Source organism: Mesorhizobium sp. M0048 (genome assembly GCF_040323405.1).
Taxonomy (GTDB): Bacteria; Pseudomonadota; Alphaproteobacteria; order Rhizobiales; family Rhizobiaceae; genus Mesorhizobium.
This window is the reverse complement of record NZ_JAMYUV010000033.1, coordinates 17,851-31,882: the sequence shown is the minus strand read 5'-3', so window position 1 is coordinate 31,882 and position 14,032 is coordinate 17,851. Positions and strand designations below refer to the sequence as shown.

Here is a 14,032-nt window from a genome sequence, read left to right as displayed (position 1 = left end):
TCGTGACAGTCGCCGCAGCTGCCGGCCTGGTGGTCTTGCTGCTGCCAGCTTCTGCCGGCCAGCGCAGCATCGTGAACTTTTCGGACGAGGAAGTTGGCGCAGATTCGAAGGCTATGCCCGGCGTGGTGGGCATTTGGCGGATTGAAACTGAAGGCGACAACAAGGTGTTGGCCGTCGATGGCCGCCAATGGAAGGAGGGGCAGACCTCCGCCGGCCTCGCCGACAAGGCACGGGCGCTCTATGGGGAGCGGTATGCCGAGTTTCTCGACCGCGTCCAGGCTTATGCATACTTCCCCTACGCGGTCTTTGAACGCACGCCAGATTTCCGCGATGGAGAGATCAGCGTCCGCTTCGAAGGCATCAGCGGCCGCATCGACCAGGGTGCAGGGATATTGTTCAACCTTAAGCCCAATGGCGACTATCTCACGATTCGCGCCAACCCTCTGGAGAACAATCTTGTCTTGTGGAGGTTCGAAAAGGGGAAACGCTCGTCGGTGACCTGGGTCAAGAACACCCCAACCTCAACCCATGAATGGCACGACCTGAAGGTGCGCATCGCCGGCACCAAGGTCGAAGGCTATGTCGACGGCAAGCTCTACCTGCAGGACACGCTGCCTGAGCCGGTGACCGGGCGTGTTGGCTTGTGGTCGAAGGCCGACAGTCACGTGTATTTTGATGACTTCACCGTAACTCCGGCTGGTTAGCCGGTACGCTTTCAACCAGCTTTCAAAGCTATCGGCGGCACGGTGCGCCGGAGTCCGGTCTTCCGGGCGCCCGCTTTGGCCCGGTAACGGGTGATTATTTCCATCGCACACGAGACTCAAAAGGCGGGCCGGGTTTTTGCGAACCGATGCGTTCGGAACGATCGAAGGCCCGCTTCGTTCTGATCGGATGGACTGGATTAGACTAGGCCTCCTGGCGTTGGCGGGGTTCCTCACCTGGACGCTGAACACCCTCTCGGCCGGAGGCGGAGGTCTATTGCTGATCCCCGCCGTGACTTTCATCACAGCGAGCGCGGCGGTTGCGCCGGTCATCACCTTGACCGAGCTCATCGGCAATCCCATCCGCGCCCTGGCGTTTCGGCGCAACATCGATTGGAGCCTGGTCCGTTGGTACCTGCCCGGCGCCATCGCCGGCGCCGCGGCGGGCTCCTGGCTCTTCGCCAACAGTCGGGCGGAATGGCTCCAGATATTCATAGGGATCTATCTGATTAGTGCAGTCTGGGAATTTCGCGGCGGCGCGCGCGAGCGGAGCTACCGAGCCCGCCGCTGGTGGTTCCTCCCGGCCGGCCTGATCGTCGCGCTGTTGTCGGCGCTGATGGGCACGGTGGGACCCGTCCTGAATTCGCTCTATCTGAACTACGGTTCGGAGAAGGAGACGTTGGTCGCCACGAAATCGGTGAACTCGTTTGTGACCGATGTCGTCAAGATCGCGGTATTCACCGGACTCGGCGCGCTCGGTGGTCAGGCGGTCATGTACGGCGCAGCCGCGGGTTTGGGCGCTGCGCTTGCCAATCTGCTGGCCAAGCGCTGGCTCGAACGCCTGAGTGGACGACAGTTCCGCGGCCTTGTGGTCGCGCTCATGGCTGTGAGTGGAGCGCTGATGATCTGGAACCAGCACAGCTTGGTTGTGCAGGCCTGGCGCGCGGCCACAGGAATGTCTTAACAATGTCGCTGTTGGCTGGAGCGCTGCGCCGTAGCTTGGTTGACCGGTCGCGCGATACGTAGAAGCTGGCAAAAGGCCTGCGCGCAGCCCTCGACAAGGTCGCCGTCAAAAAGAGCTAGCGCTTCCCGTCCGCGCGCATCATACAGGGCTCTTCGAACCAGCCGACCTAACCAGCTCAGCTTCGAAAAGGTTCGCGAGGTCAGATCACGCTCAGGGTCACGGCGGCAAGAACCAGATAGCGGCCGACCTTGGCGACGGCGACAAGCAGCAGGAAAACCCTGAAAGGCTCGCGCAGGACGCCCGAGACCACGGTCAGCTTCGCGAATCGTTCCGGCGCAGAAACGACATCTTTCAGATAACCGGGCGGCGGCCGCTATCGGCCAGATGACAGGCTGCAACGCCGCCATGCGGCACCGATCGCAGCATCGGTTCCTCAACCCGACAGATATCGATCGCCACGGGACAACGTGTGTTGAACCGGCACCCCGGAGGCGGCGCGCTTGGGCTCGGCGGATCGCCGGCTAGAATGATCCGGCGGCGCCCGGCTTCGATGCGAGGATCGGGAGAAGGAACAGCCGACAGCAGCGCCTGGCTGTAGGGATGGGCCGGCTCGCGAAACAGCGGCCGGGTCACGCCGGCTTCCGAGATACGGCCGAGATACATCACCGTCACGTTCGAGCAGACCTCACGCACGATCGCCAGGTCATGCGCGACAATGACGATGGTCAGACCAAGCTGCTTTTGCAACGACGTGAACAGGTTGACGATCTGCGCCCGGATGGAAACGTCGAGAGCGCTGAGCGGTTCGTCACACACCAGTATGGACGGCTTCAACGCGAGCGCGCGCGCAATCGAAACACGCTGGCGCTGACCGCCGGAAAGCGAGCGCGGAAGCCGGTCAAGCACCGTCTGCGGCAGCGCCACCAGGTCCAGAAGCTCGGTGATGCGGCGCCGGCGCTCTGCCGACGAGCCGAGGCGATGGATCTGCAGCGGCTCCTCAAGGGTCTGATAGACGGTCTGGCGGCGGCTCATCGATCCCAACGGATCCTGAAAGACGAACTGGACTTCACGGCTGAACGACTTCCTGTCCGCTTTCAGCCACTCGGCGCGATCTCTTCCCCCAATCAGGACAGTGCCCTCGCTCTCCTTCTGCAAACCGACGATGGTGCGCGCCAGCGTGGTCTTGCCGCAACCGGACTCGCCGACAATGCCGTGGAACGCTCCGCGCGCGACCGACAGGTCTATGCCATCGACCGCCCGCACCGCGTCGGTGCCCGAGCGGTTGGCGAAATGCACCTTCAATCCCCTGACCTCGATCGCCGGGACATCAGACATGGACGGCGATCCCCTCTCGTTTCAGCACGACCGGGCAGGCCACGCGATGCGGATTTGCCGAGATGGATATCGTCTGAAGCGGCGGTCGGTGTTTTCGGCAACCGGCTTCGACCAATTCGCAGCGGTCGGCGAAACGGCAACCCGGCTCCAGCCTGATCTGGCTTGGCGGCAGGCCCGGTATCTCGCGCGTAGCCACATTGTCGTCAGCACGAAAATCCGGCACCGATGCGAGCAGCCCGCGTGTATAGGGATGGACCGGCCGGGTCAGCACATCCATTGCCGTCCCCTCCTCCGCCACCTGTCCGGCGTAAAGCACGATGACGCGGTCGGCGACGGAAGCAACCACGCCGATGTCGTGCGTGATCAGCACGACCGCGATGCCGTCCTCGCGCTGGATCTGGCGAATGAGCTCCAGAATTTGCGCCTGGACGGTGGCGTCGAGGGCCGTAGTCGGCTCGTCGGCGATCAGCACGCGCGGCCGGGCCGCAAGCGCCAGCGCGATCATCGCGCGTTGCAGCATGCCGCCCGACATTTCGTGCGGATAGCGGTTGTAGCGATCCTCAGGGTCCGGAATGCCGGAGCGTGCCAGAAGCGAGACCGCTTCCTTGCGCGCCGCCTCATGCGACAGGCCGGCGAAGCGGCGCGCCTGGCGCGCCAGTTGCGGGCCGATTTTCAGCATCGGGTTGAGCGCGCTCATCGGGTCCTGGAAAATCACGCCGAAATAGCGTCCGCGCAGATCCGACAATTGCCGGGAACCGATGCTGAGCAGTTCGCTTCCGTCGGCTCGCGCCGAACCTCTCATGTCCACCGTCACACCCTCGGGCAGCAGGCCGAGGGGGCCGAGCGTCATGACGGTCTTTCCCGAACCGCTTTCGCCGACGACCGCGACCGTTTCTCCAGGACGGACGTTGAACGACACCCCGTCTACCGCCCGCACCGAAACGGTGGTGGCGTAGAGATCGATGACCAAGTTCTCGATCGAGTAGATCGGCTGATCGTCGCTCATGAGGTCGTTCCCGTTTCGACGGCATTGCGTTCCGTCTCTTCAAGGGCGCGCGCCCTTCGACGTTTGCGCAACGTCGCGCCGCGAACCGGCCGCGGCACCTTTTGCAATGCAAAGGCTTCGCCCAGAAGGTTAAAGCTGACCACGACCAGCGTCAGCGCCAGACCGGGCAGCACGACGAGGCGCGGCACCTCCTCGATGTAGCTCATGCCGTCGACCAGCATCTGGCCCCATTCCGGTGTCGGCGGCGCGACGCCAAGTCCGAGAAAGCTGAGCGTCGCGATGGCCAGCACAAGCGCGCCGGCGTCGGCGCTTGCGTAGACGACGACGAGGGCAAGCACATGCGGCAGGATATGGCGGACAAAGATCCAGAGATGGCCAGCGCCCATGACCCTGGCCGCCTCGATATAAGGCTGCTGCAGCTCGGCGGTGACGACGGCGCGGCTCATGCGGGCATAGTTCGCCCACCACGCCAGGGTGAGCGCCGTGATCATCGACCAATAGCCCGTGCCCAGAATGCCGATCAGCGCCAGCGCGATCACCAGGCTCGGAAGCGCCAGCGCAATGTCGATGATGCTGATCAGGACAAGCTCGACGCGACCGCCGACATAGCCGGCGAAGGAGCCGATCGTCACCCCGATTGCCAGAGCGGCGACAAGCACGATGACCATCGCCACCAGGGAAATGCGGGCGCCACCAACGATGCGGCTGAAGACGTCTCGGCCGAGATAGTCGGTGCCGAGCCAGTGGCTCCAGCTCATGCCCTCCAGTGTCGCCGAATAGTCCTGCGCACTCGGATCGTAAGGCATGATCGCAGGAGCGAAGATGCCGATCAGCACAAAGCCGATTACGGGGAGCAGCACCAGCCACGGCCAGTCCTTGATGTCCCTGATAGCAGAAATGTTCATTGCCTCATGCTCCCCGCGCCCGGCGCATTCGCGGATCCGCGACGATGCAGATCATGTCGACGATGAAATTGACCATGACGAAGAAGACGACAAACAGCAGCAGCACCGACTGCATGCCTATGAAGTCGCGGAAGCGTATCGCCTCGATGAAGAAGGCACCGACGCCGCGCAATGCAAATACCGTCTCGACGACGATCGATCCGATGATCATCAGCGTGAATTGCGCCCCGAATGTCGTCAGGAACGGAATGGCAATGTTGGGCAGCGCCTCGCGCAGCAGCACCTGCGTTCTGGTATAGCCTTTTGCGAAGCCAGTGGTCGCAAACGGCCGCGACATCGCTTCCTGGAGGTTGACCCGAACGACACGGCTGAGAACGGAGGCTGGGAACAGCGCGATCGTCACCCATGGCAGAAGCCATGAGGTGAAGCCGCTCGTGCCGAAGGTGGGCACCCAGCCGAGCATGACCGAAAACACGATCACCAGCAGCGCCGCCACGAAGAAGTTGGGGGTCGATGCGCCAATCAGCGAAAATGCGTGCAGAAATCTGTCCATGAAGCCGCCATTGCTGACGGCCCCGGCAATGCCAAGCGTGATCGAGAAAATGAAGGCGAGAACGCCGCCGCCGGCAAGCAGAGCCGCCGTCATCGGGATGCGGGCGGCAAACTCCGACGAGATCGGCTTTCCCGTTCGCAGTGAGATGCCGAAATTGCCGGCCAACGCGCCGGAAAGCCAGCGTCCGTAGCGGATCGGCAACGGGTCGTAGAGCCCGAGCTCGTTGCCGATCTTGGCGATCATTTCGGCGTCCGCGCCAGGGCCTGCCGCACGCTCGGCAATCAGTGCCGCAACATTGCCCGGAGCCGCCGCAACCAGGGCGAATGTCAGCGCGGATGCCGCCAGGATCAATAGGCAGGCAAGCAGCATTCGTCGCAGGATCGTGCGCTTCATCGTCAGGCCTCGTTTGGGCTCGAAGTCTTCAGGCCTTCAGCGTGATCGCCTTGAACGGCAGATCATAGTCGGTCGCCGGGAGCGAGAAATTCTCGGCGCGGGGATTGTGAGCCCACAGCCGCTGGCTGACGACAAGCGGACAGATGGCGGTGTTGTCGTGCAGCCAATCGTAGAGAGCCTGCATCTTCAGGTCGCGTTCGGCGCCGCTCGCCTCGAGCGCAGCCTTGACGACGCCGTCGAGCGCGTCCGAGACATAGATCTTGCCGTCAGGCCCGCTGTCCGCCGTCGAGACGAAGGCATTGCCAAGGGTCCCGTGAGGGTCATAGGGAGCGCCATAGGTGGTGAAGAAAGCGAGATCATAGTCGAAGGCCGGACGCCGTTCATGCATGGTGGCATTGTCCACCGAGGAGACTTGCACCTGGAAACCGACCTCGGACAATTGACCCTGGATCATTTCGGCGATGCGCCGCGATCCCGGCAGGGACTCTTCGGAAACCAGAAAGTCGATGGTCAGAGGAGAGCCAGCCTTGGTCCAGGCGCCGCCGCTGTCGACCCAGCCGCCATCGGCGAGGATCTTCTTGGCCGCCGCGACGTCGCGCACCGGCACGTCATGCCGCTTGCCCGACGAAGGCACGTTCGCCGGGAACAGATCGGCGGCCGGGTCGGCAAAGCCTTCGAACAGGACCTTGGCGATCGCCGCCCGGTCGACCGATGCATAGACGGCGTCACGGACGGCCTTGTCGGCGATGATCTTCGACTTCGGCGAATAGCCGAGCAGCATCGTCGCGGTGCCCGGCTCGGCCACGACCTTCATGCCGTCGCTTTCCAGCGCGCGAGCGCGGCGCGGCGACAGCGTCGCCACCCAGTCGCCGCCGATGACATCGAGGTCGCCTGAGCGGAGGCCGTTGGCGCGAGCGAGTTCATCGGGAACCACCTTCAATTCCATGCGGCTGAAAAGCGGCTTCTCGCCCCAGTATTTGTCGTTGCGAACGAGGCTGGTGCCGCTCGAATCATATTTTTCGACGATCCACGGACCGGTTCCGATCGGCGCCGTCTGCTTGCCATCCTTGTCGACTGCCTTGGGCGACAGGAAACGAACTGGGCGGACGATGGTGAGTTCAAGCAATGCGGCCGGCACCGGCCGCTTCAGCTTGACCGTCAGTTTGTTCGGCCCATCGGTGACGATGCTGTCGTACGCATCGGAGACGCCAATCCAGGAGAAGTCACTCACCCCCATCCAGCGCTTGAGGTTCCATTCGGCTGCGGTGGAATCGAACGGCGTGCCGTCGCTGAAGGTCACGCCTTCACGCAGATCGAAGGCGATCGAAAGCTGATCGTCGGCGACGGCCCATTTGGTGGCAAGTCCCGGCTCAAGCGCGCCGTTCTGGCCGTAGTGGATCAGCGCATCGAAGACGATGGTGTAGGTGCTCAGCGTTGAAACATTCTGCAGCAGGTCGAGATCGCCGGTCTCCGCGGCGATGGCAATCTTCAGCGTTTCATGCGTTTCGGAAAAGGCGCTGCGCGGAAAGGCGGCAACGAAGGCGAGGCCAGCGGTGGAGGCGAGAAAATTGCGGCGGTCGAGAGTGATCATTTCAGTTCCCCATTTTTGATTGATTGGTAGCGATTGTACACATGCATTCCCATTTGTATAGACATATTCGGCGCCAATCCAAGTTGGCGCGCAGCGCTGCGCTTGGCAAAGGAAAGCGCCGTCTCGCGTAATGTCGCCGTGCCGGCGCGGGTCTCGACAAGCGCTAAATCCAGCTCAGCGTCATCGCCGCCAGCGCGAGGTAGCGGCCGACCTTCGCGATCGTGACGATCGCAAGGAAGCTCCAGAATGGCTCCCGCAGCGCTCCCGCCACAACCGTCAGCGGATCGCCGACAAGAGGCAACCAGCTCAACAGCAGCGACCATCGTCCATAGCGCTGATACCATCGCGTCGCGCGCGTCAACGCGGAGGGCCGCACCGGGAACCATTTGCGGTCGCGAAAGCGATCGATCCCCCGGCCGAGCCACCAGTTGACGATCGAGCCGAGCACATTGCCTGCGCTTGCGGAGGCGATGAGCAGAGCCGGAGCATAGCTTTCTGTCAGAAGCAGTCCCGCAAGGGCTGCTTCCGATTGCATCGGCAGAATGGTCGCCGCGGCAAACGCGGTCAGGAAAAGACCGCCATAGATGGCGAGCTCGCCAGGCATTTCGAGCTCTCAGCTTGCCTTGGGCCATTTCGGGTGCCGATCGTCGACAACGTAGCCATGCGAATGCTCATAGCCCGCTTCCGACCATACTGCGTCGCCGATGTGCCGGTCGTCCTCAGGCAGATCGACATGCGTATGCACAAGCACGTCGGGATCGTGTTTCGGCCAGAGCCAGATCGCGGCAAGCAGGGCTGCGGCGCCAATGATGCCGAGCAGAATGAATGTGAAAGGCAATCCCATCGCCGCACCGACGCGGCCGGCAATGGGATAGGTGATCAACCAGCAGGCATGCGAAAGCGCGAATTGGGCAGCAAACAGAGCGGGCCGGTCGACGGCATCGGCGGAACGCCTGATCAATCGGCCCGAAGGTGTCTGCGCCAGCGAATAGCCGAGCCCGAGCACGAACCAGAGCGCCAGCAGCAGATAGTAACTGCCGGCGAGAGGTCCCACCAGCACGCCCACGACCAGAATCGCGGCGCCCGAGAGCATCGCAACCCGGTCTGGGACGTTCTCCAGCAGCCGCGGCAGGGCAAGGGCTGCAATCATCGATCCGCCGCCGAAGGCTGCGAGCGCCAGCGCCGTGTCACTTTGAGAGAGGCCGAACTGTGCCTGAACCAGGACGACCGTGTTGACGATCACCATCGCGCTTGCCGCCGCGACGGCAACATTAAGCGCCAGCAGCCCGCGCAATCGCGGCGTCGCCAGGTAGATGCGGATTCCGCGCGTCGTGCGTTCATAGATACCGCGCGGCTCCGAGGCTTGTGGGCTGGGCAACACCACGGAGACGACCAGCGCCGCGGATGCCAGGAAGCCGACAACCGTACCGGCAAACAGGCTGTGGAAGCTGATGACGGAAAGCAGCGCCGCCGCCAGCATGGGACTGACGACGCTTTCCAGATCGTAGGCCAGTCGCGACAGCGACAGGGCCCGCGTGTAGTCCTTCTCCTCGGGCAGCACATCAGGGATCGAGGCCTGGAAGGCCGGAGTGAAGCCTGCCGACGCCGACTGCAGGATGAAGATGAGAAGATATACCTGCCAGACTTCGGTGACGAAAGGCAGGAACACGGCGACCGCGGCCCGGATGAGGTCGAGGGAAACCAGCATGGTCCTGCGTGGCAGGCGCTCTGCGAACGCAGCGGCGACAGGAGCCACGCCGACATAGGCGATCATCTTGATGGCGAGCGCCGTGCCAAGCACCGCGCCGGCATCGGCGCCGGCAAGATCATAGGCCAGCAGCCCGAGCGCCACGGTGGCAAGGCCAGTGCCGATCAGGGCGATGACCTGGGCCAGGAAGAGATGACGGTAGGTGCGATTGGCCAGGACCTGAAGCATATTTTGCCTTCTTGCAGTGGATTGGGGTTCGTCGAGCCAGGAATGTAGCGCGAACAGCCCGCCTGTCTCAGTGGTGGTGACCTTCGGGTTCGACCATCTTGAACGGCAGCACCTGCTCGCGACCATTCGCGGCCAGGATCAACCTCGCTTGGAACTCATGCGGCTCGGCCGGAGCAACCGTGCTCTCAAGCCGATGATGGTTGTCAGCGACGGGTTCGAGGCGAAGCGTCTCTGACCCGTTGGGCCGGTCGATGATCACCGTCGCTGTCAGGCCGTCGGCATGCCGATCGATGGTCAGCCGCATCCGCTCGCCAGCGGGTGTGTCGACGATTTCCAACGTCCCCGCAGCCAGATCGCAGGCGACTCTGAAGGGCTCCGGCGCATGATGGTGAGCATGAGAAGCTTCCGCGCCAGTGACGGCGGGGCCGGCTGGACTCACCAGGCGGACATTGGCTTCCGCCAACGCCGGCAAGTGGGCGAACAGCTCCTCCTTGAGGGCTTCGGTTACGCCCAGCACGTCCTTGGCCGTCGCCATCTCCGGAACACTGATGGCCACGTCGGCATGCAGACGATGTCCGATCCAGCGTGCCTGCACGCTTTCAACGCGTCCGATGCCCGACACGTGTTCGGCGGCATGATGGATTTCATCGACGATGGCAGGCTCGACTCCGTCGAGCATGCGGGTCAACACGGCTTTCGACGACTGCCAGACGATGGCGAAGATCGCCACGGTGATCAGCAGCCCGACGATCGGATCGGCAAGCGGAAAGCCCAGCCAGACGCCGATAGCGCCCAGCACGACCGCCAGGCTGGTAAAGCCGTCGGTGCGAGCATGGTAGCCGTCCGCGATCAGCGCAGCGCTGTTGATCTCTCGCCCGACGCGGATACGGAATACGGCGACCGCTTCATTGCCGATGAAGCCTATGAGGCCGGCGATGGCGACCCAGCCAAGAAACGTGATGGGACGCGGATTGATCAACCGGTCGATCGCCTCGTAGCCAGCGACGATGGCGCTGAAAAGAATGATGAGAACGATGACGATCCCGGCCAGATCCTCGACCCGGCCCAGGCCGTAGGTGAACGTCTTGCTCGGTTTGCGGCGGGCCAGCACGAACGCGATCCACAGCGGAATGGCAGTGGCCGCGTCGCCGACATTGTGGATCGTATCGGCCAGCAGCGCCACGCTGCCGGAGAGGAACACGACCACAAGCTGGAGCGCTGCCGTGATGGCCAGAACGACGAATGACCATTTGATCGCCCAGATGCCGCGCGTCGTCGTGGCGATCGTCGGATCTATGACACCGTGTGTGTGGCCATGGCCGTCATCACCGTGATCATGTCCGTGGCCGCCCATGCCATGCGTCATCGGGCCAAACCCGAACCAATCGCGAACTTTGTCTTTCATGGCGCTTCTCACAGGTACTTGGTGATGTCTTTGAACTCGTCGATCGAGCGGCGCTGATCACGTGCCAGCGGCCCGACGACGTCTTCAAGGCAATGGTTGAGATGATCCTGGATAAGGGTCTTCTTGGCTTGCGAGATGGCCTTCTCGACAGCATGAAGCTGCTGGGCGAGATCGAGACAGGGCCGGCCCGCTTCGATCATGTCGATGACACCCTTGAGATGTCCGCCAGCCCGTTTCAGGCGCTTGACGATATCGGGATGGGTTTCGTGCATGTGAGGTTGCTCGGTCATATTTTGATACTATCCTCCCGGAGTGGATATGCAAGTCTCAAAGAGGCCTCGATTTTAATGTAGCAAAAACCATTCGTTAGGATTTTAGACAATAAATCCCCGTTTATGCCGAATCGGATCCACAGCACAGTTTTTTGTCTGGTCATCGTCTTGGCGATGATGTTCGGCGTGCTCCGTCCTTTCGGCTATTCGACCTCACACGATCCGATCGCGATTGCCACCGCGGTTGAACGTCACGGCGGAGCCGCCGCGCAGATCGAAGATTATGGCCACGCGCACGATGATGACGTTTCCGGCGAGCAGATCCCCGGCCATTTTCACGGGCACGATGCGGCCGACCATTCGCACGAGACAGCGAGCACGCCTGTCGGGTTCGCACCGACCTTTCCGCAGGTCGAACGGGGCTGGCTGAATTATCCGCCGACTTTCGTCGATCCGGGCACGACATTCCGGCTTGAGCGACCGCCGAGGCCATTCCTCGCCGCATGATCGCGGCCGCTCACGCGGCCACCCTCAACGACGAAGATTGGAAATCTTATGCAAGGACCCTTCGACCGGGGCCGGTCACGCTCTTGTCGCGAACGTTGGCGGCCCGCCCTGCCGCTGCTTATCGCTCTGCTGACCCTGCCGCTGCTCGCCGGAGCAGCCTTAGCCCATGCCGTCGCCGCCGGCGACAAGGGCTACATCCAGGAAATCTCGGGCATCAACGTGCTACCCTTCATCTATCTCGGGGCCAAGCACATGGTGACCGGATACGACCACATCCTGTTCCTGTTCGGCGTGATCTTCTTCCTCTACCGGATGAAGCACATCGGCATCTATGTCAGCCTGTTTGCGCTCGGTCACTCCACGACCATGCTGCTTGGCGTCTACTTCAACGCCGGCATCAACAGCTACATCATCGACGCGATCATCGGCCTGTCCGTGGTCTACAAGGCGCTCGACAATATGGGCGCTTTCCAGCGATGGCTCGGCTTCCAGCCGAACACCAAGATCGCGACGCTGGTCTTCGGCTTCTTCCATGGTTTCGGCCTGTCGACGAAGATCATCGAATACAACATCTCGCCGGACGGCCTGGTGCCCAACCTTTTGGCCTTCAATGTCGGCGTCGAGATCGGGCAGCTCTTGGCTCTTGGCGCCATCCTGATCGTGATGGGCTACTGGCGCCGGACACGAAGTTTCTGGCGCCACGCCTATACCGCAAACGTCATCATGATGACGGCTGGTTTCCTGCTGATCGGATATCAGCTCACCGGCCTGTTCGTCGCCGCATAAGGAACCGAATCATGTACAACACCGACCTTCCCAGCCGCGCCGATTTGCCGACGTCAGCGCAGCTCAAGCGCTCCACCTTCATTGCCGCGCTGACGGCGTTCGCCTTGCTCATCACGGTCGTCATGCCGTCCGAGTATGCGATCGACCCGACCGGAGCAGGCAGATTGCTCGGCCTCACCAGAATGGGCGAAATCAAGACACAGCTGGCAGCCGAGGCGGCAGCGGACGAAATGGCCGGCGCGAAGGCACCAACCAAGCGGATGACGCAAATGGTCCCTCCGGCCGAATTGATGGCGCGCATGGACCGAATTGAAAACCTCCTCGTCGCTCTGACCGCCGAACGGCCTGCTTTGCAGCCGTCGCCAACTGGGGAGGCGGTATCCCAAGACAATGTGACAGTTGGAGAGATCGCTCCTGCCGAGGCTCCGGCCATTGCTACAACGCCTGCCACCGAAGCAACCTCGGAAGCCCCGATCCAGCCAGATGGAAGGCAAGACGAGCTATCCTTCACGTTGGCGCCAGGCCAGGGTGCCGAAGTCAAGCTCGTGATGCGGCAGGGCGCCAAGGCAAACTTTTCCTGGACAGCTGACGGTGGCGTGGTGAACTTCGAGACGCACGGCGATGGCGGCGGTCAGTCCGTCAGCTATGAAAAGGGTCGCAGCGTTCCAGCTGACGAAGGTGCCATTGAAGCCGCCTTCGATGGAAATCACGGTTGGTTCTGGCGCAACCGCGGTGCCAGCGACGTGACCCTGACGATCCAGACTGAAGGCGACTACATCGACATCAAGCGTATGATCTAGCGCATACAGGGTCGCCCGGCGCCACTTCGAGCGTCGGGCGTCACCTATCCGTCTGTTCCACCGACGAGCGCAGATGCACGTCGAAGCTTTGCGCCGCGAGGAAGACACGGCTGACCTTCAGGTAAACGGGTCTTGATCCACCGCTCGATCTGGTTCACGGCATTTCAGCCCGACGTGATCTGCCAAACGGCTACGCCGGCAAGCGCCAAGCCGGCAGCGCCCTCAATGGCTCGGGAAATGGCATCGAACAGGCGTGGCCGGCTATCGAAAAAATGCACCAGACGTTCACGAAACAGGATCGACAGCACCGCAACGCAAGACAGCGTCAGCGCCACGCCGGCCATCATGGTGATTGCGAAAAGAATGCCGGCGACCGGAACGCCTCTGGATATTGCGAAGGTCATGACAAAAAGTGTCAGCGGACAGGGGATCAAGCCGGCCATGACGCCGACGGCCTCGCCTTCATGTTTGTGGTGATGGCCGTGACTCAATGCGCGCCAGAGCATCCAAACGCCGATCAGGCCAAGCAGGCCTCGACTGACGTCTTCCAGTAGCGGGGCACGGCCAACACTGCCCAAGGCAATGGACACCAACGGCAACGAGAGCGCCGCGATCAGAACCGCGATCGTCACATGCGTGAAGGAAAGTGTCAGCGATACCAGAAGCCCACGCCGGACACTGGCATCCGATCCGGCGAGATAAGTGGCCAGCACGGCTTTGCTATGGCCCGGCGTCAGCGCGTGTGCCGCGCCAAACAGGACACCCATCGGCAAAAAGGCCGTGAAGGCCAACCAGCCGCCGCCGGCCGAAAGCAGTTTGATCTGCTCGGCCAGCGCCAGGTAGATCGTACGCTGAAATTCGACAAGCGTCTGGAACAT

The 14,032-nt window shown here is 62.4% G+C and carries 15 protein-coding genes and 1 pseudogene; 5 read left to right on the top strand and 11 right to left on the bottom strand.

Translation table 11 applies throughout. From position 1 onward, the window contains the following. Nucleotides 1–2 precede the first annotated feature (2 nt). Together NKJ84_RS23000 and NKJ84_RS22995 are read left to right on the top strand one after the other, a co-directional pair. Nucleotides 3–704 carry a LamG domain-containing protein gene (locus NKJ84_RS23000; protein WP_352508375.1) on the top strand — a complete coding sequence of 234 codons (702 nt, stop codon included), beginning with the start codon at nucleotides 3–5 and terminating at the stop codon, nucleotides 702–704. A gap of 187 nt (nucleotides 705–891) precedes the next feature. Continuing rightward, nucleotides 892–1,665 carry a sulfite exporter TauE/SafE family protein gene (locus NKJ84_RS22995; protein ID WP_352508400.1) on the top strand — a complete coding sequence of 258 codons (774 nt, stop codon included), beginning with the start codon at nucleotides 892–894 and terminating at the stop codon, nucleotides 1,663–1,665. A 199-nt stretch (nucleotides 1,666–1,864) separates the two neighbouring features. On the opposite strand, the pseudogene NKJ84_RS22990 reads toward NKJ84_RS22995, so the two are convergent. From NKJ84_RS22990 to NKJ84_RS22945, 10 genes and pseudogenes are all read right to left on the bottom strand, one after another. Next, nucleotides 1,865–1,981, bottom strand: a pseudogene (locus tag NKJ84_RS22990) (YqaA family protein); the annotation flags it as partial. Between the two features lie 35 nt (nucleotides 1,982–2,016). Beyond that, entirely contained in the window at nucleotides 2,017–3,000 is a 984-nt protein-coding gene (locus tag NKJ84_RS22985) for an ABC transporter ATP-binding protein (protein ID WP_352508374.1), read from the bottom strand. Beyond that, a complete protein-coding gene (locus tag NKJ84_RS22980; protein WP_352508373.1) occupies nucleotides 2,993–4,006 on the bottom strand; it encodes an ABC transporter ATP-binding protein in 1,014 nt (337 codons plus the stop codon). The genes NKJ84_RS22985 and NKJ84_RS22980 overlap by 8 nt, the downstream gene beginning before the upstream one ends. Beyond that, the gene (locus NKJ84_RS22975; protein ID WP_352508372.1) at nucleotides 4,003–4,911 is read right to left on the bottom strand and encodes an ABC transporter permease; all 909 of its coding nucleotides are present in this window, start codon (nucleotides 4,909–4,911) and stop codon (nucleotides 4,003–4,005) included. Before NKJ84_RS22975 ends, NKJ84_RS22980 begins: the two co-directional genes overlap by 4 nt. Before the next feature lie 4 nt (nucleotides 4,912–4,915). After that, a complete protein-coding gene (locus NKJ84_RS22970) occupies nucleotides 4,916–5,857 on the bottom strand; it encodes an ABC transporter permease (protein ID WP_352508371.1) in 942 nt (313 codons plus the stop codon). A gap of 28 nt (nucleotides 5,858–5,885) precedes the next feature. After that, nucleotides 5,886–7,448: an ABC transporter substrate-binding protein gene (locus NKJ84_RS22965; protein WP_352508370.1), complete on the bottom strand. Its 1,563-nt coding sequence runs from the start codon at nucleotides 7,446–7,448 to the stop codon at nucleotides 5,886–5,888. A gap of 163 nt (nucleotides 7,449–7,611) precedes the next feature. Beyond that, nucleotides 7,612–8,052 (bottom strand): YqaA family protein, encoded by a 441-nt coding sequence (locus NKJ84_RS22960; protein WP_352508369.1) that lies wholly within the window; start codon nucleotides 8,050–8,052, stop codon nucleotides 7,612–7,614. A 9-nt stretch (nucleotides 8,053–8,061) separates the two neighbouring features. Next, on the bottom strand, nucleotides 8,062–9,384 hold the full coding sequence (locus tag NKJ84_RS22955) for an MFS transporter (protein WP_352508368.1): 1,323 nt from the start codon (nucleotides 9,382–9,384) through the stop codon (nucleotides 8,062–8,064). Between the two features lie 67 nt (nucleotides 9,385–9,451). Further along, nucleotides 9,452–10,789 (bottom strand): cation diffusion facilitator family transporter, encoded by a 1,338-nt coding sequence (locus tag NKJ84_RS22950; RefSeq protein WP_352508367.1) that lies wholly within the window; start codon nucleotides 10,787–10,789, stop codon nucleotides 9,452–9,454. An 8-nt stretch (nucleotides 10,790–10,797) separates the two neighbouring features. Next, nucleotides 10,798–11,079 carry a metal-sensing transcriptional repressor gene (locus tag NKJ84_RS22945; protein ID WP_352508366.1) on the bottom strand — a complete coding sequence of 94 codons (282 nt, stop codon included), beginning with the start codon at nucleotides 11,077–11,079 and terminating at the stop codon, nucleotides 10,798–10,800. A 150-nt stretch (nucleotides 11,080–11,229) separates the two neighbouring features. Here NKJ84_RS22945 and NKJ84_RS22940 point away from each other — a divergent pair, with 150 nt between their 5' ends. The 3 genes from NKJ84_RS22940 to NKJ84_RS22930 are packed head-to-tail and all read left to right on the top strand — an operon-like array spanning nucleotide 11,230 to nucleotide 13,154. Then, a complete protein-coding gene (locus NKJ84_RS22940; protein WP_352508365.1) occupies nucleotides 11,230–11,568 on the top strand; it encodes a hypothetical protein in 339 nt (112 codons plus the stop codon). A 48-nt stretch (nucleotides 11,569–11,616) separates the two neighbouring features. Further along, entirely contained in the window at nucleotides 11,617–12,354 is a 738-nt protein-coding gene (locus tag NKJ84_RS22935) for a HupE/UreJ family protein (protein WP_352508364.1), read from the top strand. An 11-nt stretch (nucleotides 12,355–12,365) separates the two neighbouring features. Continuing rightward, complete coding sequence (locus NKJ84_RS22930; protein WP_352508363.1) at nucleotides 12,366–13,154, top strand: hypothetical protein; 789 nt, start codon at nucleotides 12,366–12,368, stop codon at nucleotides 13,152–13,154. A gap of 164 nt (nucleotides 13,155–13,318) precedes the next feature. Here the strand turns inward: NKJ84_RS22930 and NKJ84_RS22925 are convergent, their stop codons facing one another. Beyond that, nucleotides 13,319–14,032 carry a HoxN/HupN/NixA family nickel/cobalt transporter gene (locus NKJ84_RS22925; RefSeq protein WP_352508399.1) on the bottom strand — a complete coding sequence of 238 codons (714 nt, stop codon included), beginning with the start codon at nucleotides 14,030–14,032 and terminating at the stop codon, nucleotides 13,319–13,321.